Annotated in this window: 15 protein-coding genes and 1 pseudogene; 7 read left to right on the top strand and 9 right to left on the bottom strand. The window is 68.4% G+C overall.

What is annotated here, in order from left to right; genetic code table 11:
* Positions 1-190 precede the first annotated feature (190 nt).
* The 4 genes from G3I19_RS13880 to G3I19_RS13895 form a co-directional block, all read right to left on the bottom strand.
* Positions 191-598, bottom strand: a complete 408-nt coding sequence (locus G3I19_RS13880) for a VOC family protein (RefSeq protein WP_164263732.1) — start codon at positions 596-598, stop codon at positions 191-193.
* A 337-nt stretch (positions 599-935) separates the two neighbouring features.
* On the bottom strand, positions 936-1,742 hold the full coding sequence (locus G3I19_RS13885; protein WP_164263734.1) for an alpha/beta fold hydrolase: 807 nt from the start codon (positions 1,740-1,742) through the stop codon (positions 936-938).
* A 173-nt stretch (positions 1,743-1,915) separates the two neighbouring features.
* Complete coding sequence (locus G3I19_RS13890; protein WP_164263736.1) at positions 1,916-3,460, bottom strand: FMN-binding glutamate synthase family protein; 1,545 nt, start codon at positions 3,458-3,460, stop codon at positions 1,916-1,918.
* A gap of 642 nt (positions 3,461-4,102) precedes the next feature.
* A complete protein-coding gene (locus G3I19_RS13895; RefSeq protein WP_164263738.1) occupies positions 4,103-4,795 on the bottom strand; it encodes a TetR/AcrR family transcriptional regulator in 693 nt (230 codons plus the stop codon).
* A 39-nt stretch (positions 4,796-4,834) separates the two neighbouring features.
* On the opposite strand from G3I19_RS13895, the gene G3I19_RS13900 reads away from it, so the two are divergent.
* From G3I19_RS13900 to G3I19_RS13920, 5 genes are all read left to right on the top strand, one after another.
* On the top strand, positions 4,835-5,707 hold the full coding sequence (locus G3I19_RS13900) for an SDR family oxidoreductase (protein ID WP_164263740.1): 873 nt from the start codon (positions 4,835-4,837) through the stop codon (positions 5,705-5,707).
* A 977-nt stretch (positions 5,708-6,684) separates the two neighbouring features.
* The gene (locus G3I19_RS13905; protein WP_164263743.1) at positions 6,685-7,320 is read left to right on the top strand and encodes a transglycosylase SLT domain-containing protein; all 636 of its coding nucleotides are present in this window, start codon (positions 6,685-6,687) and stop codon (positions 7,318-7,320) included.
* 463 nt (positions 7,321-7,783) lie between these two features.
* Complete coding sequence (locus G3I19_RS13910; RefSeq protein ID WP_164263730.1) at positions 7,784-7,972, top strand: hypothetical protein; 189 nt, start codon at positions 7,784-7,786, stop codon at positions 7,970-7,972.
* Positions 7,973-8,403: 431 nt separating this feature from the next.
* Complete coding sequence (locus G3I19_RS13915) at positions 8,404-8,859, top strand: hypothetical protein (protein ID WP_164263745.1); 456 nt, start codon at positions 8,404-8,406, stop codon at positions 8,857-8,859.
* A 26-nt stretch (positions 8,860-8,885) separates the two neighbouring features.
* Entirely contained in the window at positions 8,886-9,677 is a 792-nt protein-coding gene (locus G3I19_RS13920) for an SDR family NAD(P)-dependent oxidoreductase (protein WP_203599544.1), read from the top strand.
* 75 nt (positions 9,678-9,752) lie between these two features.
* On the opposite strand, the gene G3I19_RS13925 is transcribed toward G3I19_RS13920, so the two are convergent.
* Positions 9,753-10,397, bottom strand: coding sequence for a TetR/AcrR family transcriptional regulator (locus G3I19_RS13925; RefSeq protein ID WP_203599545.1), 645 nt, complete (start codon positions 10,395-10,397; stop codon positions 9,753-9,755).
* Positions 10,398-10,756: 359 nt separating this feature from the next.
* Positions 10,757-10,912, bottom strand: a pseudogene (locus G3I19_RS37510) (IS5/IS1182 family transposase); the annotation flags it as partial.
* Between the two features lie 158 nt (positions 10,913-11,070).
* On the opposite strand from G3I19_RS37510, the gene G3I19_RS13930 reads away from it, so the two are divergent.
* On the top strand, positions 11,071-11,706 hold the full coding sequence (locus G3I19_RS13930; RefSeq protein ID WP_164263752.1) for a LysE family translocator: 636 nt from the start codon (positions 11,071-11,073) through the stop codon (positions 11,704-11,706).
* Between the two features lie 208 nt (positions 11,707-11,914).
* On the opposite strand, the gene G3I19_RS13935 is transcribed toward G3I19_RS13930, so the two are convergent.
* From G3I19_RS13935 to G3I19_RS13945, 3 genes are read right to left on the bottom strand one after another with little or no spacing between them, the layout of a single operon-like run.
* A complete protein-coding gene (locus tag G3I19_RS13935; RefSeq protein WP_164263755.1) occupies positions 11,915-12,694 on the bottom strand; it encodes an SDR family oxidoreductase in 780 nt (259 codons plus the stop codon).
* Positions 12,694-12,879, bottom strand: coding sequence for a hypothetical protein (locus G3I19_RS13940; RefSeq protein ID WP_164263757.1), 186 nt, complete (start codon positions 12,877-12,879; stop codon positions 12,694-12,696). The genes G3I19_RS13935 and G3I19_RS13940 overlap by 1 nt, the downstream gene beginning before the upstream one ends.
* Before the next feature lie 3 nt (positions 12,880-12,882).
* Positions 12,883-13,791, bottom strand: a complete 909-nt coding sequence (locus G3I19_RS13945; protein WP_164263759.1) for a dihydrodipicolinate synthase family protein — start codon at positions 13,789-13,791, stop codon at positions 12,883-12,885.
* A gap of 338 nt (positions 13,792-14,129) precedes the next feature.
* On the opposite strand from G3I19_RS13945, the gene G3I19_RS13950 reads away from it, so the two are divergent.
* Entirely contained in the window at positions 14,130-16,937 is a 2,808-nt protein-coding gene (locus G3I19_RS13950; RefSeq protein ID WP_164263762.1) for a sugar-binding domain-containing protein, read from the top strand.
* Positions 16,938-16,962: the final 25 nt, after the last annotated feature.

The following is a 16,962-nucleotide window of genomic DNA, read 5'->3' on the forward strand; positions in this document are numbered from 1 at the left end:
AGCGCAGCGCAGCGCGGCGCAGCGCGGCGCAGCGGTTTGGCTGGTGGGTGCGGGACGGGCCCGGGCGGTCGGAGCCGGACCGCCCGGAGGGGGTGTGCGCGCGAGTCCGGCCGGTCACGGGCAGCGCTGATGTTCACCGGCCCGCCGGCCGTTTACGGTTTTCCGCTGCGGGATACGAGCCGCACCACTGTCACCCGGGCAGGTTCAGCTGCCAGGAGACACCGAAGCGGTCGTTCACCCAGCCGAACTTGGCACTGAAGCCGTACGAGCCCAGCGGCATGAGCTCGGTGCCCTGCTCGGCGAGGGCACCGTAGAGGCGGTCCAGCTCAGCCTCTGTGGCGCACTCGACGAACAGCGACACCGCCGGGGTGAACCCGAAGCCGTGCTTGACGTAACTGTCAACGCACATGAACCGCTGTCCGGCGAGCGAGAACGTAGCGCGCTGGACCGTGCCCGCCTCGCCCGGGCCGTCGGCACCGTAGCGGGAGATGTCGACGATCTCCGCGTCCTCGAACAACGACATGTAGAAGGTCAGCGCTTCCTCCGCCCTGCCCTCGAACATGAGAAAAGTGGTGATCTTCTGCGGGACCGATGCCATGGCGCTGCTCTTTCGGATGCTCGTGTCTATCGGATACTCGTGCCGGCCGCCCGGATGCTCCGGCCCGGTGCTCCGGCCCGGTGCTCCGCCCGGGTGCTTCGGGCCGGGTGCGGGCCAGCCCGGGGACGAGGCTAGGACCTGCGGCTGGCATCGGCTCCGTGGACACCACCAGGTCACGGCTTCCGGATCCGGCCGGCCCGGGGCGCCTGCCCCCGGCCCCGAGGGCAGGCGGGGCAGGGGCGGGGGGGGCGGAGGGGCGGGGGCGTGTCACCGGTGGTGGTGCGCCCCGGGCCCCGGCGGCCCGCCGGGGATCGCACAGGAGCAGGATGCCAAGGGGCTACCGGTGTGAGCTTTCCCTGCCCGGCGGGGGTGTTCCTGCGGGCCGTGTGCCGTGGATGTACTGATCGGCCCAGGCACTGATGATGTGGGCGGCGCGCTGCGCCTGGCCCCGGGCGGTCAGGAGATGGTCCGCCCCTTCGAGCGCGACGAAACTTCGCGGGTGCCGTGCCTCGCGGAAGATCTCCCCGGCGTTGTCGATACCGACCGTGGAGTCGGTGGGCGAGTGCAGGACGAGGAGCGGCAGGTTCAACTCGCCTATCCGGTCACGCAGATGAGCCTTGCTGACGTCTTCGACGAAGGCGCGCTTGAGGACCAGAGTCCGCCCGCCGACGAACCACTCGTGCGCCCCTTCGCTCAGGACACGGTCCATGACCGCGTCGTACTGCCGCTCGACATGGCTGGGATCGATGGGCGCCCCGATGGTGGCGAGCGCCCGGACACCGGTGGCCTCGGCCGCCGCGGCGAGGACCGCGGCGCCTCCCCACGAGTGCCCCACCAGCAGGTCCACCGGAGTCCCCCGCTCCGCCATCAGCGCCACCGCACGGAGCGTGTCCTTGACCTTGATGGTGAAGGAACCGTCCCCCCAGTCACCGTCGGAACCGCCGATCCCGAGGTTGTCGTAACGCAGCATCCCGATCCCTTCACGTGCCAGCTGCTTGCTGACACGCGAGGCGGCCGGCGAGTCCTTGCCCAGGGTGAACCCGTGCACGAACAGCCCCCAGCCCCGGGTCCCGCCCTCGGGAAGGTCGATCACCCCGGCCAGTTCAGGACCGACGATGCTCCGGAATCTCACTTTTTCACTCATGTTGTGCTCACCTAGGCGTGACTGTTCGCAGGACAAAAAAGAAGGGGGCCGAGAGCGCTGCTACCGGGCCCGCGCCCCACCCGCTCCACGCAGCAGGAGAGCGGTCAACGCGTGAGCCCGGTGCCGGCCGCAGCCGGCCGCAGCCGGTCGCTTGCCGGTCGCTTGCCGGCGGGTCAGACGACCGGTTCCTGCCCGGAGGCCGGTTCCGTGGCGAGCAGCGCGGTGATCTCCTCGGTGAGGCGCGGGCCGAGCTCGCCCCAGCCCTTCTTGTAGCCGTAGACGCTCAGCAGGGTACGGGCGTCGTAGTCACCGTTCATGATCTCGATGTCCGAGGCCGTGATCAGCGCCGGGTGGGCGACACCGACGGCCGCCGAGATCTTCATCAGCTCCCTGCGCAGGGTCCGCAGGTAGACAGCGGCCCGGGTGGACTTGGAGGCCGGATCGATACCGCGGGCCAGCCGGGGGTTCTGGGTGGCGATACCGGTGGGGCACTTGTCGGTGTGGCACTTCTGCGACTGGATACAGCCGATCGAGAGCATCGCCTCACGCGCCACGTTGATCATGTCGGCGCCCAGGGCGAAGGCAACCGCGGCGTTCTCGGGCAGACCGAGCTTGCCGGACGCGATGAAGGTCAGGTCATCGGTCAGCCCCAGCTCGGCGAAAGTGCCGTAGACCCGGGAGAAACCCATCCGAAACGGCAGCGACACCGAGTCGGTGAAAGTCAGCGGCGCCGCACCGGTACCGCCCTCACCGCCGTCGATGGTCACGAAGTCGACACCACGGTCCCCCCGCGCCATCAGCGTGGCCAGCTCCTGCCAGAACCCCATCTCACCCACCGCGCTCTTGACCCCGACCGGCAGACCGGTCTCCGCGGCGATCAGCTCGACGAAGTCGAGCATCGAGTCGACGTCACTGAACGCGGTGTGCCGCGACGGAGAAGCACAGTCCTCGCCCAGCGGGATACCACGGATCTCAGCGATCTCCGGGGTCACCTTCGCACCCGGCAGCATCCCGCCCAGCCCCGGCTTGGCCCCCTGCGAGAGCTTGATCTCTATCGCCTTGACCGGAGCACCGGCGACGACATCCCTGAGCTTGTCGATACTGAAAGTGCCGTCCTCGTTACGGCAGCCGAAGTACGCCGTACCGATCTGCAGGACGAGATCACCACCGTTGCGGTGGTACGGCGAGAGGCCGCCCTCCCCGGTGTTGTGCAGCGTGCCCGCCAGCGCCGCCCCCTTGTTGAGCGCGGTGACCGCCGCACCGGAGAGCGACCCGAAACTCATCGCGGAAATATTGACCACGCTCGCCGGCCGGAACGCATGGACACGCCCGCGCGGCCCGCCCAGCACCTTCGCCGAGGGCAACACGGCCTGCGGGTCGTGCACATCAGGCAGCTCACCGGCGAACGTGCGCTGCTTGAGATAAGCGTGCCCCTGCATGTGCTCGACGTCATTGTCGGTCCCGAACCCGAAGTAGTTGTTCTCCTCCTTCGCCGACGCATAGATCCAGGTGCGCTGATCACGGCTGAACGGCCGCTCCTCGTCGTTGGACGTCACGATGTACTGCCGCAACTCCGGCCCGATCGTCTCCAGCAGGTAACGGGCATGCCCGATCACCGGGAAATTCCGCAACAACGCGTGCTTCTTCTGAACGAGGTCGCGGGCCGCCACCACCGCTACTGCTGCTGCCGTGGCCGCTGCGATACTCCGGGCGCGCATGAACGTTCCTCTCCTCGGTGCTCGGCTCCATCCCCCTACGGTGGACGCCGTCGTGTCGGGCCGTGGGACGGCGGGCACGACCAAGCAGGCATCAGCGCCCCACCGAAGACACAGAATTCAAATATTAGGAGCCCACACGAAAACCCATGTGACCAGGGTCGCCAGACAGAACGAACCCCCCGCCCCCCAGCGGCACATGAGCCGGCAATGAGCGGCCCGACAGCAGGCGACCCACACCCCCACACCCGCCGGAGAGCTGCCCCACGGCGACAGAACACCCAACCCCATGATGATCATCAAGACCGTTCACGCACGGCCCGGACCACCAGCCACCACCCCCTTGAGGACCAGCGACCCAGACAACCAGCCCCCCTTGAGAATCAGCGACCCGGACGAACAGCCGCCCAGCCCCTGAGGCAACGGCCCGGAAACCGCCCGGCCCCGACACCGGACAGGACCCGAACCAGGCCCACAAGAGCACAGGGGCAAGGGGCGGGCGGCAAGGGGCGGGGAGCCGGGGGGGCGGGGGCGGGGAGCCGGGGGGGGAAGGGCCGGGGCAGGGAGCCGGGGGCAAGGGGCGGAGGCAGAGAGCCGGAGGGGGCGGGGGCAGAGAGCCGGGGGTCGGGCGGGGGGCGGGCGTTGCTAGGCCGTTTCGGGGGTGCGTGCCGTTGCGCCGTCGCCGGCGACCAAGCGGACAAGGGTGTCGACGAGTTCATCGCAAGAGGCGCGCAGCCCGCCTGCGCCGAGGTGGCCGCTGAGCTCCATATCCGCGATGCCGTGCGCGCCGGCGAGCAGCAGAGCACCGTAATGCGGTGCGTTCCGCTCCCCCACAAGGCCGGTGACGACAGCCAGGAACTCGTCCTGGAAACGTCCGGCCGCGCGGATACGGTCCGCGGCCGGACCCCCCGCCGTACCGGGCACCGGGGCACAGAGCCGGCCCCGGACACGATCACCCCCCTCACCCAGTTCCTCAGGACGGTGCCCAGGACGCCTGAAGAGCATCTGATACAGGTGCGGCTGGTCCCGGCCGACACCGATGAGAGCACGCAGAGCACCACGCAGCCTGTCGCAGGCCGACAGGCCCGGATCGATCCGCAGCGCGTGGACCCGGTCAGCGATACGTTCCCAGCCCTCGGTCACGACAGCCGTCAGCAGACTGTCCTTGCCCGTGAAATGCCGGTACGGCGCCCCCCTGCTCACACCCGCCCGCGCACCCACCTCCCGCAGAGTGACCGCTTCAAGACCACCGAGATCAAGGAGCACGGCGGCCGCGTCGAGCAGAGCACGGCGGGTGACAGCGGCAGACTCAGCTCGGGTGACCATGACACCCACCATACGGTTGACGACGTCACCCGAACTGATAGCGTCACCGAGATGACAACGTCATCCGAACTCGGGAAACTGATCGTCGTCACCGGAGCCTCCACGGGCATGGGCGCCGCGACCGCCCGCGAACTGGCCCGCCGGGGATTCCACGTCCTGGCCGGGGTCCGGCGGGAACACGACGCCGGCACCATTCGCTCAGCCCGCATCGAACCGGTGATCCTCGACATCACCCGGCCCGAGCACGTAGAAGCACTCACCACACGGGTCACCGACGACCCACGCGCACTGCACGCGCTCATCAACAACGCCGGCATCCAGGTGAACGCCCCGGTCGAAGTCCTGCCACTGGATCAGTGGCGGCAGGCATTCGAAGTCAACCTGTTCGGCCATATCGCCGTCACCCAAGCACTTCTGCCCGCCCTGCTGCACAGCAAAGGGCGCGTGATCAACATCAGCTCGATCGGCGGCAGGATCGCCATGGCCACATACGGCGCATACGCCGGCGCGAAGTTCGCCCTGGAAGCAGTCAGCGACTCACTCCGCCGGGAAATCGCACCACTAGGAGTACAGGTCATCGTCATCGAGCCCGGCGGCATCCGCACACAGATGGCCTCCCGCGGAATCACAACAGCCAACCGCCTCGCCGCCCGCATGACACCAGAACAGGACACGCGCTACAGCACCCTCATCCAGGCAAACAACAAACTGATGGCCTCAGGCACCGCATCAGGCCTGACCCCGGACGCCGCCGCCCAGATCATCACAAAGGCCGCAACAGCCCGCCGCCCCCACACCCGCTACACCGCCGGCCGGGACGCCACCCTCGCCACCCGCCTGGCCCGACTACTCCCCGACCGCGCACTCGACAACATCCTCGCCGCCAACCTACGCCGCCACCAACCACAGAAACCCACCCCCTGACCCCCACCCACCAGCCCACCAGACACCCCCAAAAACCACCCGGCGGACCACACCACAGACACAGAACACAGCACACCCACCCACGACACTGCCGTCAACCCCCCCCCCACCAGCCCGGAAGCCCCCCACCCTGCCCCGGCCCACCAGCCCGGAAGCCCCCCACCCTGCCCCGGCCCACCAGCCCGGGGGCCTCACACCCTGCCCCAACCCCCCACCCTGCAACCGGGCGCACGGCATCCAAAAGACCAGCAAAAGAGCCGAGACGGAAGGAGCGAAACGAACACACCACACCCCACCCACCAGCACCGAACAAACACCACAACCGCCCCGCAACCCGAACCGCCCGACACCCCCAGCCGCGACACGGACACACCACCCCAGAAAAAGAACCGCCCCCACCCCCGACGGCCAGAAACGCGGCAGCGAAGCCCCGGACACCCCACACCCCGCCGGGCCACACAGAACGAACCCGCACACCACCCCACACCCACCCCCACCCACCCCCCGCCCCGCAGCGCCACGCAGGACAAACCCGCACACCACCCCCACCCCCACCCCACCCGCTGCCCTGGACGGAACAACACCGCAAGGACGGGCTACTGCCGTGCACAAGCCGTGACACGGAGTAGGAAACAGAGCCCCCGGAGCCGGCGAAATGTGAGCCCGCACATAGGACCCCCGTCACACAGGACACCCCCTAGTAGACCCACACCCCACCCCCACCCCACCAGCACAGGCCCCACAACACCCCTGTCCGATTTGTCACTATCTGGGGTCGTAGGTCACATAATTGCCACCGACCGGGACCCTCTCGCAAGGTGATGGACATACCGGGAAGCCGCACGCCGGACCGGGCAGCACACACCGCCCGCCACCCACACACCGGCCCCACGACACACACCACGGCCACCGAGCCGCACCCGTGTCACCACCCCCCAGCCGGCCTCCCCACCACACCCCACCGGAGAGGTACACCCATGACCACCACCCCCCGCAACACCCCCAGCCTCCGCAAGACCGCCATCGCCGGCATCGCCACCGCCGGCGCCGCCGCCTGCGCCCTCACCCTCGCCCCCCACGCCCACGCCGCCGAACCCACCCCCGCCACCACCGTCTCCGCCGCCGCCATCACCACCGCAGCCATCACCAAACAGGCCCACCACACCGAAAAAACCGCCACACACCACACCACGAAGACCACGAAGACCACCGCGAAGAACACCACCGCGAAGAAGACCACCAGCACCAAGCACACCGACCCGGTCACCGCGATCGTCAAAAGCACCAAATACAGCAACAACCTCGACGGCTGGATCCGCGAAGCACTCGCCATCATGAAGACCAAACACATCCCCGGCAGCTACAACGGCCTCCACCGCAACATCATGCGCGAATCCAGCGGCAACCCCCACGCCCAGAACAACTGGGACGTCAACGCCAAAAACGGAATCCCCTCCAAGGGACTCCTCCAAGTCATCCAGCCCACCTTCGACACCTACCACGTCAAGGGCACCAAAAACAGCCTCACCGACCCCGTCGCCAACATCGTCGCCGCAGCCAACTACGCCGCCGACAAATACGGCACCATGGACAACGTCAACTCCGCCTACTAACCACACCAACCGACCCCCAACACAAACCCCCGGCCGCCATAAAAACCACCGCGACGAACCGTCATACGACACAGCCCCGACCACACACACCACCCCAGAGACACACACCGGCAGCCCGACACCCGAACCGCAAACAGAATGAACAACGAAAACAGCACGCCCCGCCCAGCTCCGCACACCAGAAACCCCCGAGACAGCGCACCCCCGTTACCTTTTTCGTGGCTCCGCAATGGGGCCTCCGGCTTCGGGTCCGGCATGACTCCCCCCCCTGTTGTTCATGATCCGGGGGCTGGTGTCACCGGGTCCGGAGGTATCGACGGACCGCCGATGAGGGGCTTGAGCACCGGCTCCACCCGAGCTTGAGCACCGGCTTCACCCGAGCCGGAAGAGCTCTCCGTAACGTGGATGTGGCAGCTCGGCGCCCTGGCAAGGCCAGACAGAAGCGTGATGGAGGGGCCTGCACGTGATCGACACCGGCGGCATCGACGTCTTCCTCGGTCTGGACATCGGCAAGGACGAACACCACGCCACCGCCAACGAACCCGGCAAAGGCATCACCAACACCACCACCAGCAACCACGCACCCGACCTCCCCGCCCAAAAAGGCACCCAGGCCGAACTCGCAACGCTCCCCCACTACACCAATGTCTGACCGGACTGCACGGCGGCCAAGCTCATCGAGACACGTCGGCACACGGTGAAGACCTGGACCGTTCAGGCGTCCTTGGTCTCAATCATGTCGGCCATGAGTCCGGCCGGTCGGCCTATCCAGCAGCTCCCGGACATCGACATCGACCTTGCCAGTGGTGACGACCATGGCCCCGACCTGGTCGCGCGACTCCCGTCCAAGATCGACAGAGGCATCCGCACGCCGCCCTCCCACGGAACCTCGACGGCCGTGGCGTTCAGGAACGTCTCACCCGCAGGCGAATCCTCCATCTCACGCGCCCGGTCCAAGAGCGCACCCAGCAGTCGTCCGCCGAACCGACCCTCTTCTCTCTACGTCACCGATAGAGTCTATGCTGATGACATAGAGGTGGCCGGGTAGGCCGAGAGCCCTGCGACATGGAGGAGATCCAGAGCATGTCCGAAGAGCACGTGCAGGTGGCGGAGGCGGACGCGGATCGGGAGTCGCCGCGCGATGAGTCGTTGATCGACTATTCCCGTCGGCGGCAAGCTGTCGCCCTGATCGTGGCGCCGATCATCTTCGGTGTCCTCGCGGGCCTCACGCTGAAGTGGTCGGTGGTGGCCTGGGGGACGATGCAGGTCATCGGCGTACTCGGCGCAGTCGTCGCAGGGCGCGAGCACAAGTACGGATGGTCGGCGGCGGCGCGCGGATTCGTTGCCGGGCTGCTCGCCACCGGTGTCACCGTCGGCATGCAGGCCCTGCTGCCCGGAGATGACGTCAAGACGCTCGCCTTCCCGTCCTACTTGATCACGGCAGCCATCGGGTCCGCCGTGCTCCACCTGGTCGGTGCCGCGCCGCGGCGGATACGCCGCCGCATCAAGTACGTGGCCACGCTCCGTCGTACGCGGTGACATTGAGAAAAGGGAGTCCCATGAGGATGTGGAACGAATCCGTCGCCTTCATCACCGGTGGCGGTCAAGGCATCGGCCTCGGCATCGCACGCGCGCTGGCCAAGCGCGGTGTGCGGCTCGCGTTGGCCGACATCGACGAGGAGATGCTGCACAGGGCCGGTGAGGAGCTGTCGCGGGTCACCGAGGTCGAGACGGTACGGCTGGATGTCCGTGACCGTACGGCGTTCGCCGCGGCCGCGGACGCAGTCGCGGCGAAGCTGGGGCCGGTCGACCTGCTTTTCAACAACGCCGGCATCGCTCCGCACGCTCCGGTCGCGAAGTGGACGTTCGAGAAGTGGGACGTCGCCCTCGGGATCAACCTCGACGGGGTAGTCAACGGGCTGCAGACGTTCGTACCGCGCATGATCGAACGCGGCGAGGGTGGACACGTCGTGAACACCGCGTCGGGCGCGGGTCTGATCCCCAATTCGAGCGTGCTGTACACGACGGCCAAATTCGCGGTGGTGGGGCTTTCCGAGTCACTGCGACGGGAATTGTCCGCATACGATATCGATGTCAGCGTGCTCTGCCCCGGTCCTGTCAACACCGGAATTCTTCACAACACCGGTTCGGTCGACGAGGGCGTATCGGTTCTACGCCGTGGAGCGGCCCCCAGCAGCACCGAGGGCTACCTCAAGGAAGGCACGGGCATCGACGCCGTAGGCGAAATGGTGATCGCCGGTATGGAAGCCAAGGCGATGTGGATTCACACGGATGACTTCGTGCGCCCGGCCCTGAAGGCGAGGATGGAAGCCATTCTCGAATCATTCCCGACATAGATGCAGAAGTAGATGCGGGCGTAGGTGTGGGCTTTGGCACAGGGGCGGGGGGGGAGGCGGGGACGGCGCAGAGGGTCACTGATCCGGATCGCCGGACTCCGAGCGATCCGGTACGTCCCACACGTTACGGAGGTTCTTGTCGAACTCGGCCGCGACCAGCCGCATGGCCTCGTCGAAATCCACACTGGCCCGGTCGACAAGCGCCTGCAGGTGAATTCCGAACAGTGTTCCGGTGAACGCCAAGGCGAACGTGCGCTCCCGCTTCGACGCGGTCTCGGGATCGGCGGTCTCGGGGCGGCGGGCCCGCAGCCAGAGTTCGAGTCCGTGCCGGTGTCTGGCGAAGAATTCCTGGTACTGAACCCGGACGGCGCCGGAACTGTTCATGGCCTCGTTCACTGCCATGAACACCAGCGCCGATTCACCGTTTCGTACCCAGGAGGCGAATTCCTCGGCCAGCTCGGTAAGCGTCGGAGAGGACGTGCGCGGCTCCGGAGTCATCGCGCGCTCCATCGCACGCTCGATCACGGCAAGGAACAATCCGTGCTTGTTCTTGAAATGCCACGGAATGGAACCCCGGCTAATGCCCGAACGTTCGGCGATTTCGGCGAATGAGGTGCGGTCGAACCCGCGGTCGGTGAACAGCTTCTCCGCCGAGTCGAGAATGCGGCGGCGGCTCTCGTTGCCGATCTCGTCGATCCGGCGTTTCCCCTGGGTGCTCACGAACGTCATTCTAGGTTACTGACGCTCAAAGCCGAGAGCCGTGGGGTGGGCCGAAGCCCGAGCGGTTGAGCACGCACGTCGACGCCTCCGCGCCTCGCCGGCACGTGTGTAGGCCGTTAACTCGCAGAGCAACGTATGCCAGCGAAGAAGGACCAGGTCCCGGAGCTGGGCACTGCGACAAGGCGTGCAGCCCATGCCGTAACTGCCCTGCGTTGTGAGGGGAGTCGAGCGCAGTCGCTCATAGTGCCGCGGGGGGGGAAGATCCATTTCGCACACACCCCACGCGCCTGGGCAGTGTCTGATGGCTCTTTGATGACGTCACGGAGCCAGATCCTGATGCGGTGGTGGTCGGCCGGCAGATGGACCTTGCTGGTCAGTCCGCCTCGGGAACGTCCCAGGGCCTCACGCCCCTCTTCGTCCACACGTGCCTCACCCCCTTTTCGGGATGGTCGGTCGGAGCAGGCGTGCCGGGCTCCTGCCACGTACTGGTGGGCCCGGCAGGTCGTCGAGTCGACGTTCGCCGCCCGCCGTCCGCATCCGACGCGGTGGCGTCGGCACCGGCCTGCAAGGCACGCAGGAATCTCGGCCAGGTGCCGGATCTTGGGCGGCTCTACACTGCCGGAGCGGAGCCCAGCTACGTTTCCGCTTGTGATAGCCAGGACAGGAGCCTGCCGTGACGACTGCCGTCATCAGCTTTTCACTCTTCGCCCTGTTGGTGACGGTGACTCCGGGCCCGGACACTCTCCTTGTGCTGCGCAACTGCATGCGAGGCGGCCGTTTCTCGGGCATTGCGACCGCGCTTGGTGCGGCAGCAGGCTCGCTCGCCTGGGCGCTGGCCGCGGCCGTCGGTCTGGCTGCGGTTCTGCAGCGGTGGGACGTGGCGTTCGCTGCGATTCGTCTCGCGGGTGCCGTGTATCTGATCTTTCTCGGTGTCCAGAGTCTGTGGGCTTACCGCCGCGGTACTGGGAGCCGACCGGGCATTCCCGGGGAACCGACCGGCCCGATCCCGACTACTGGGCGGGCCTTCCGCCAGGGACTGCTGAGCTGCCTGCTCAACCCCAAGGTGGGCATCTTCTTCGTGGCCGTGGTCCCACAGTTCCTGCCCGACGGCCACTCGACGCTGTCCGCCACCTTGGCCCTGGGCTTCATCGACGCTGCGATCGCCGCTCTCTGGCTGACGCTGGTGGCGGTGTTCGCAGCACGGATGCTGACCTGGCTGCGTCGCCCGCGAGTGAACACGGCCCTGGAGCGAACCGCCGCTGGTGTTCTGGTGGCGCTGGGCGTTGGCACGGCTGCCGAGACACTTTGAGTTTCTGCGCGGAGCCTGCCAGCTCGGGAGCCGGGGCCGGGGCCGGATCACCGCGACTGTGAGTCCTTGAGGGCGTTGATCGTTCGCTCGATGTCGTTACGGCGCTTGTACATCCGCAACGCCAGAACCAACCCTGTGAAGCTGCCCGTGTCGCGGCGGACACGCCGCCGTGTCCGCCGCGACACGGGCGTACGTGGAGTCCGGCCCGTCACAGACCCCGGACGAGGCCGCCGTCGCACCGCAGTGCCGTTCCCGTGACGTACGAGGCCGGTTCGCTGCAGAGGAAGGCCGCCGCCGCGGCGAACTCCTCCGGGGTCCCGTACCGCCCGGCGGGGATGGCGGCCCTGGAGTCGGCAGCGACATCCTCGACCTGGCGCTGCTCCCGCTCGGCCCGTGCGGCGTCGAGCTGGGCGACCCGGTCGGTGGCAATCCGGCCGGGCAGCAGCAGGTTGACGGTGACTCCGTCGCGGGCGACCTCGGCGGCCAGGGTCTTGAGGTAGGCCGCGAGGGCGGCCCGGCCCGCGTTGGACAGCACCAGGCCGGCCAGCGGCTCGGCGACACCGCTGGAGCCGACGGCGAGGATCCGCCCCCAGCCGCGCTCCCGCATGCCGGGCAGCACCTGTGCCACGAGTCGCTGTTGGGCCAGCAGCAGCGAGTCGACGGCCGAACCGAGGTCCGTGCCGGCGCCGTCGAGGTCGACGGCACGGCCGGGCTTCGGGCCCGGGCCGTTGAGCACCAGGATGTCCGGGTCGCCGTAGGCCGCACGGGCTGCCTCGATCAGTGCGCGCGGTCCGTCGGGTGTCGTGAGGTCCACCTGGATACCCACGGCCTCGGGCAGCCCGGCGGCGATCTCCTGGGCCAGGTCCCCGCGCCGTCCGGCGACGACGACAGCGGCTCCCTCGGCCGCGAGCGCCTCGGCCACCGCGCGGCCGAGGCCGCCGGTGGAGGCGGCGACGACAGCGGTACGGCCCTTGATTCCGAGATCCATCAACCCACCTCTTTCTGCGCGGACTTCTGCGCGGACTTCTGCACGGTTTCCTGCACGGTCTTCTGCGCTCCCTGCTGTTGCGCTGCCTTCTGCCCCTGCACCTGCACCTGCTGCGCTGCCCGCTGCCCTGTCGGCCCCTGCACCTGCACCTGCTGCGCTGCCCGCTGCCCTGTCGGCCCCTGCACCGCCTACCCCTGTCCCGCCGGCCGCACTGCCGCCAGGGCCGGGCCCAGATGCCGTTCCAGCTGCGGGACCAGCGACTCCGGCATGGCAGCGGCCGGCGGCCGCACGCCGGACTCCGTGATCAGCTCCCGGCGGCGGACCGCCTCCTTCCGGATGGCCAGCCCGATGCGCGCCTGGGCTTCGAAATTGACCAGCGGCAGATACGGCAGATACGCCTCGCGCGCGGCGTCGTAACCGCCGTCGCGCCAGGCGTCGACGCAGGCCACCAGCCCCTCCGGGCAGGAGAATCCGGTCATCGCGCCGGCCGCCCCGGCCGCCAGTTCGTCCAGCAGGCCCAGCCCGCCGAGGCCGCCGAAGACCGGCACGTCGAGCTGGGCGGCCAGGACCGCGACGGCCGCCGGTGTCGGCGGCGCCTCGGCCTTCACGCCGACCGCAGCGGGAACTGCCTGTACGGCGCGGACCAGGTCGGCCGTACCGATGGCGACTTTGCTGGCCTCCGGGTAGTCCTGGACGACGATGCCGGCGCCGGTCGCCTCGTGCACCGCGTTCAGGTGCGTGGCGACGACGCGCGGATCCGGCGAGTTCACCTGGACCATGAGCCCGGCGAGGCGGTTTCCGACCTCCTCGCGTACCAGCCGCGCCTCCTCGGTCACCGGTGCCGTGGCGAGTCCGGTGACGCCGACGACGAGCGGCAGTTGCACAGCCGCCGCCACCGCCCGCAGGACCGTACGGCGCTCATCGGCGGACAGCCGGGCGGCCTCGCCGAAGACGCCGAGCACGGTGAGGCCGGTGACGCCGATCCCCTCGTAGTGCTTCACCAGCCGGGACAGGCTGGCCTCGTCGACCTCGAGGGACGGGCCGACGAACGGTGTCGCGACCACTCCCCAGACGCCGGAGGACAAATTGCCGACCATCAGTTGCTCTCCTTAACCGGCCCGGTCAGACGGGCACGCGTTTCTCCTGGAAGACGAGTACGTCCTCCCTGCTGTACGGCCTCGTCGACCGGTCCCACTCGGTGCGGTACGGCCGCGGGCGCCATGCGGCCGGTGAGCAGCAATCCCATGCCCTGAGTGTGCTGCATACGGCGGACGATCCGGAAGACGCCACTTCGGCGTGAAGAACCTCAACCAGGCGGCGGTCGGCAGGTGTTGTGACAGCTGCCCCGGCCCTGACCGCCCCCTTGACAGAGGGTCCGCGGCCTGCGGATCATAGAACCGACGGACTGACAACGTTGTCATCGATCGGGAGCGACGTGACCCAGTTGAATCGCAGGCATTTCCTGTCCAGTGGGATCGCCGTCGCCGGAGGCGGAGTGCTCGGCGCACTCGGGCTGTCCGACGTCGCCGACGCGGCGCCGGCCGGCACCGCGGGCACCCGCCCCTTCCGTATCCAGGACGGCGAGATCACCAGCGGCTGGACCTTCACGGCCGCCGACGACACGGCCGCGTCCGGCGACGGGCTGGCCAGCGCGCGGCACATCGCCGGGATGAAACCGGCCGTCGTGCCGGGGACCCCGCTCACCAGCATGATCGCCAATGGCGACTACCCCGATCCGCTGTACGGCCACATCGTGACGGACACGGTCCCGGACACCCTCAAGGACACCGGCTACTGGTACCGGGTCGCGTTCCCCGTACCGCGGCTGGTCCCCGGGCAGCGGTTCTGGCTGCACTTCGACGGCGTCAACTACCTGGCCACCGTCTGGCTCAACGGCACCGAAGTGGGCACCATCGAGGGCGCGTTCAAACGGGGTGTGTTCGACGTCACCGATATCGTCGCGAAGGCGGACGGAACGGCCCATCTCGCGGTGCTGGTCGGTACGTTGGAGCACACCGATCCCCCGTCACAGCCGAGCTACGCCAGCGGCGTGACCCGCGGCGGACGCAACGGCGGCAAGACCGGGATCACCCTGGAGAACGGCCCGACGTTCTTCTGCACGGCGGGCTGGGACTGGCTGCCCACCATCCCCGACCGGGACCTCGGCATCTGGCAGCCGGTCACCTGGTCCACCACGGGACCGGTCCGGCTGACCGACGTCCATGTCGACCCCACGCTCTCCGCCGATCTGCGGACGGCCGACATCACGATCGGCCTCGGCCTCGACAGCGCCTTCGACAGGTCCCGTGCCGTGGTGGTGAAGGGGTCCATCGACGGTCACGGGTTCGAGCGGACCGTCACCGTGCCCGCCGGATCGTCCTCGGTCACCGTGACGTCGAAGGACATCGGCGCCCTGCGGCTGGACCGCCCGAAGCTGTGGTGGCCCAACGGATACGGCGACTCCTACCGCTACCGGCTGACGATCGGCGTCGAATCCGGTGGCCAGGTCCACGACGAGCGGACGGTGAATTTCGGCGTCCGGCGGATCGAGTACACCAAACAGCTCCAGTCGCCGTCCGGCACCCCTTCCGACTGTCTGGCCATCACCGTCAACAACCAGCCGATCCTGGTGATGGGCGGCAACTGGGGCCTGGACGAGGCGCTCAAGCGCATTCCGCGCGAACGGCTGCGTGAGCAGGTGCGGCTGCACCGCGACGCCAACCTCAACCTGATCCGGAACTGGAACGGCCAGAGCAGCACCGAGGACTTCTTCGACGCGTGCGACGAGTACGGCATCCTGGTCTGGCAGGACTTCTTCTGCTCGACCGAAGGCCCGCCGCCGGCGAACGTCGACCGCGACCTGGACAACATCCGCGACTGCATCGTGCGGTTCCGCAACCACCCGTCGGTCCTGCTGTGGTGCGGCGGCAACGAAGGCCCGCCGCCGCAGCCGCTCATCGACGGACTGGACGCGCTGGTCGCCGAGCTGGACCCCAAAAGGGCCGCGCTGACCAGCTCGGCGGGCGACACCGGCAAGGACCCGATCGGCGGGTACAGCTCGGGCGGGCCGTACCACTGGGTCACCCCGGGCACCCACTTCTCCCTCAACGACGGCACGCACTGGCCGCCGTTCCACAACGAGGTCGGCTCGTACTCGATCCCTACGCTCGAATTCATCAGGAAGATGCTCCCCGAGGCGTCGTGGGAGCACCCGGACGACTTCTGGGCCGACCGTGATGTCAACGGCAACGGGGGCAACGGCGGCGGCGCGGGGTATCTGCGGCTCACCGCGGAGCGCTACGGCGAGCTGAACAACCTCCCGGACTTCGCCCGCAAGTCGCAGCTGATGAATTACGAGTGCATCAAGGCGATCTACGAGGCGCACGCCGCGAACATGGAAAGTGCCGCGCCGGACAAGCCGTACCCCCGCACCGGCGTCATCATGTGGATGACCAACCCCGCGCAGCCCAGTTTCGTCTGGCAGATGTACAGCCATGACCTCGAGGCGCACGCGTCGTTCTACGCCGTCCAGCACGCGTGTCGGCGGGTCAATGTGATCCTCAACAGCGAGACACTCGACGTGGTGGTGGCCAACCACACCCGAACCGCTCTGCGGGGCACCGTCGCCGTCACGCTCTACGACCTGAACGGGAAGGCGTTCGCCGGGACCTCCCTGCGTGTCGGCGGGGCGGCGGCGTCCGACCACACCGTGATCGGCAGTATCGCCCCACAGCTGAAGGGCGCGCCGTCCGACATCGCTTTCGTCCGGCTCCTGTTCAAGGACTCGCACGGCGCGGAGCCGGTGCGCAACTTCTACTGGATCGAGAATCCGGCCCGTTCCGCGGGTTTCGTGAGCCTGGACGACGCGCCCGCGGCCGCCGTATCCGTCGTGGCCGGTACGCGGCACGGGCGGGACGGCCTCGATCTGACCGTGGAGGTCGAGAACACCGGCCGGGCCATGGCACTGATGCTGCACCTGCAGCTGTACGACACCAGGACCGGCGAACGCGTCCTGCCGGCCACCTTCAGCGACAACTACCTGAATCTGGCGGGCGGCGAGTCCAGCACCGTCCGGGTGCGGCTGGACAGCGGGCAGACCCGTCGCCATCAGGGCATCGGCGTGCGGATCGACGGCTGGAAGATCGACCAGCACGCCTCCCGGCTGCGCGGGCACGGAGTGGCCGTGACCTTCAACCAGGCGGCACTGTCGACGCACCCGCCGACGAAGACCTTCGGGAGGTAGGCCGTAGCCGCGGGCGGAGCCATGG

Source organism: Streptomyces sp. SID10853, from assembly GCF_010548145.1.
Classification (GTDB): Bacteria; Actinomycetota; Actinomycetes; order Streptomycetales; family Streptomycetaceae; genus Streptomyces.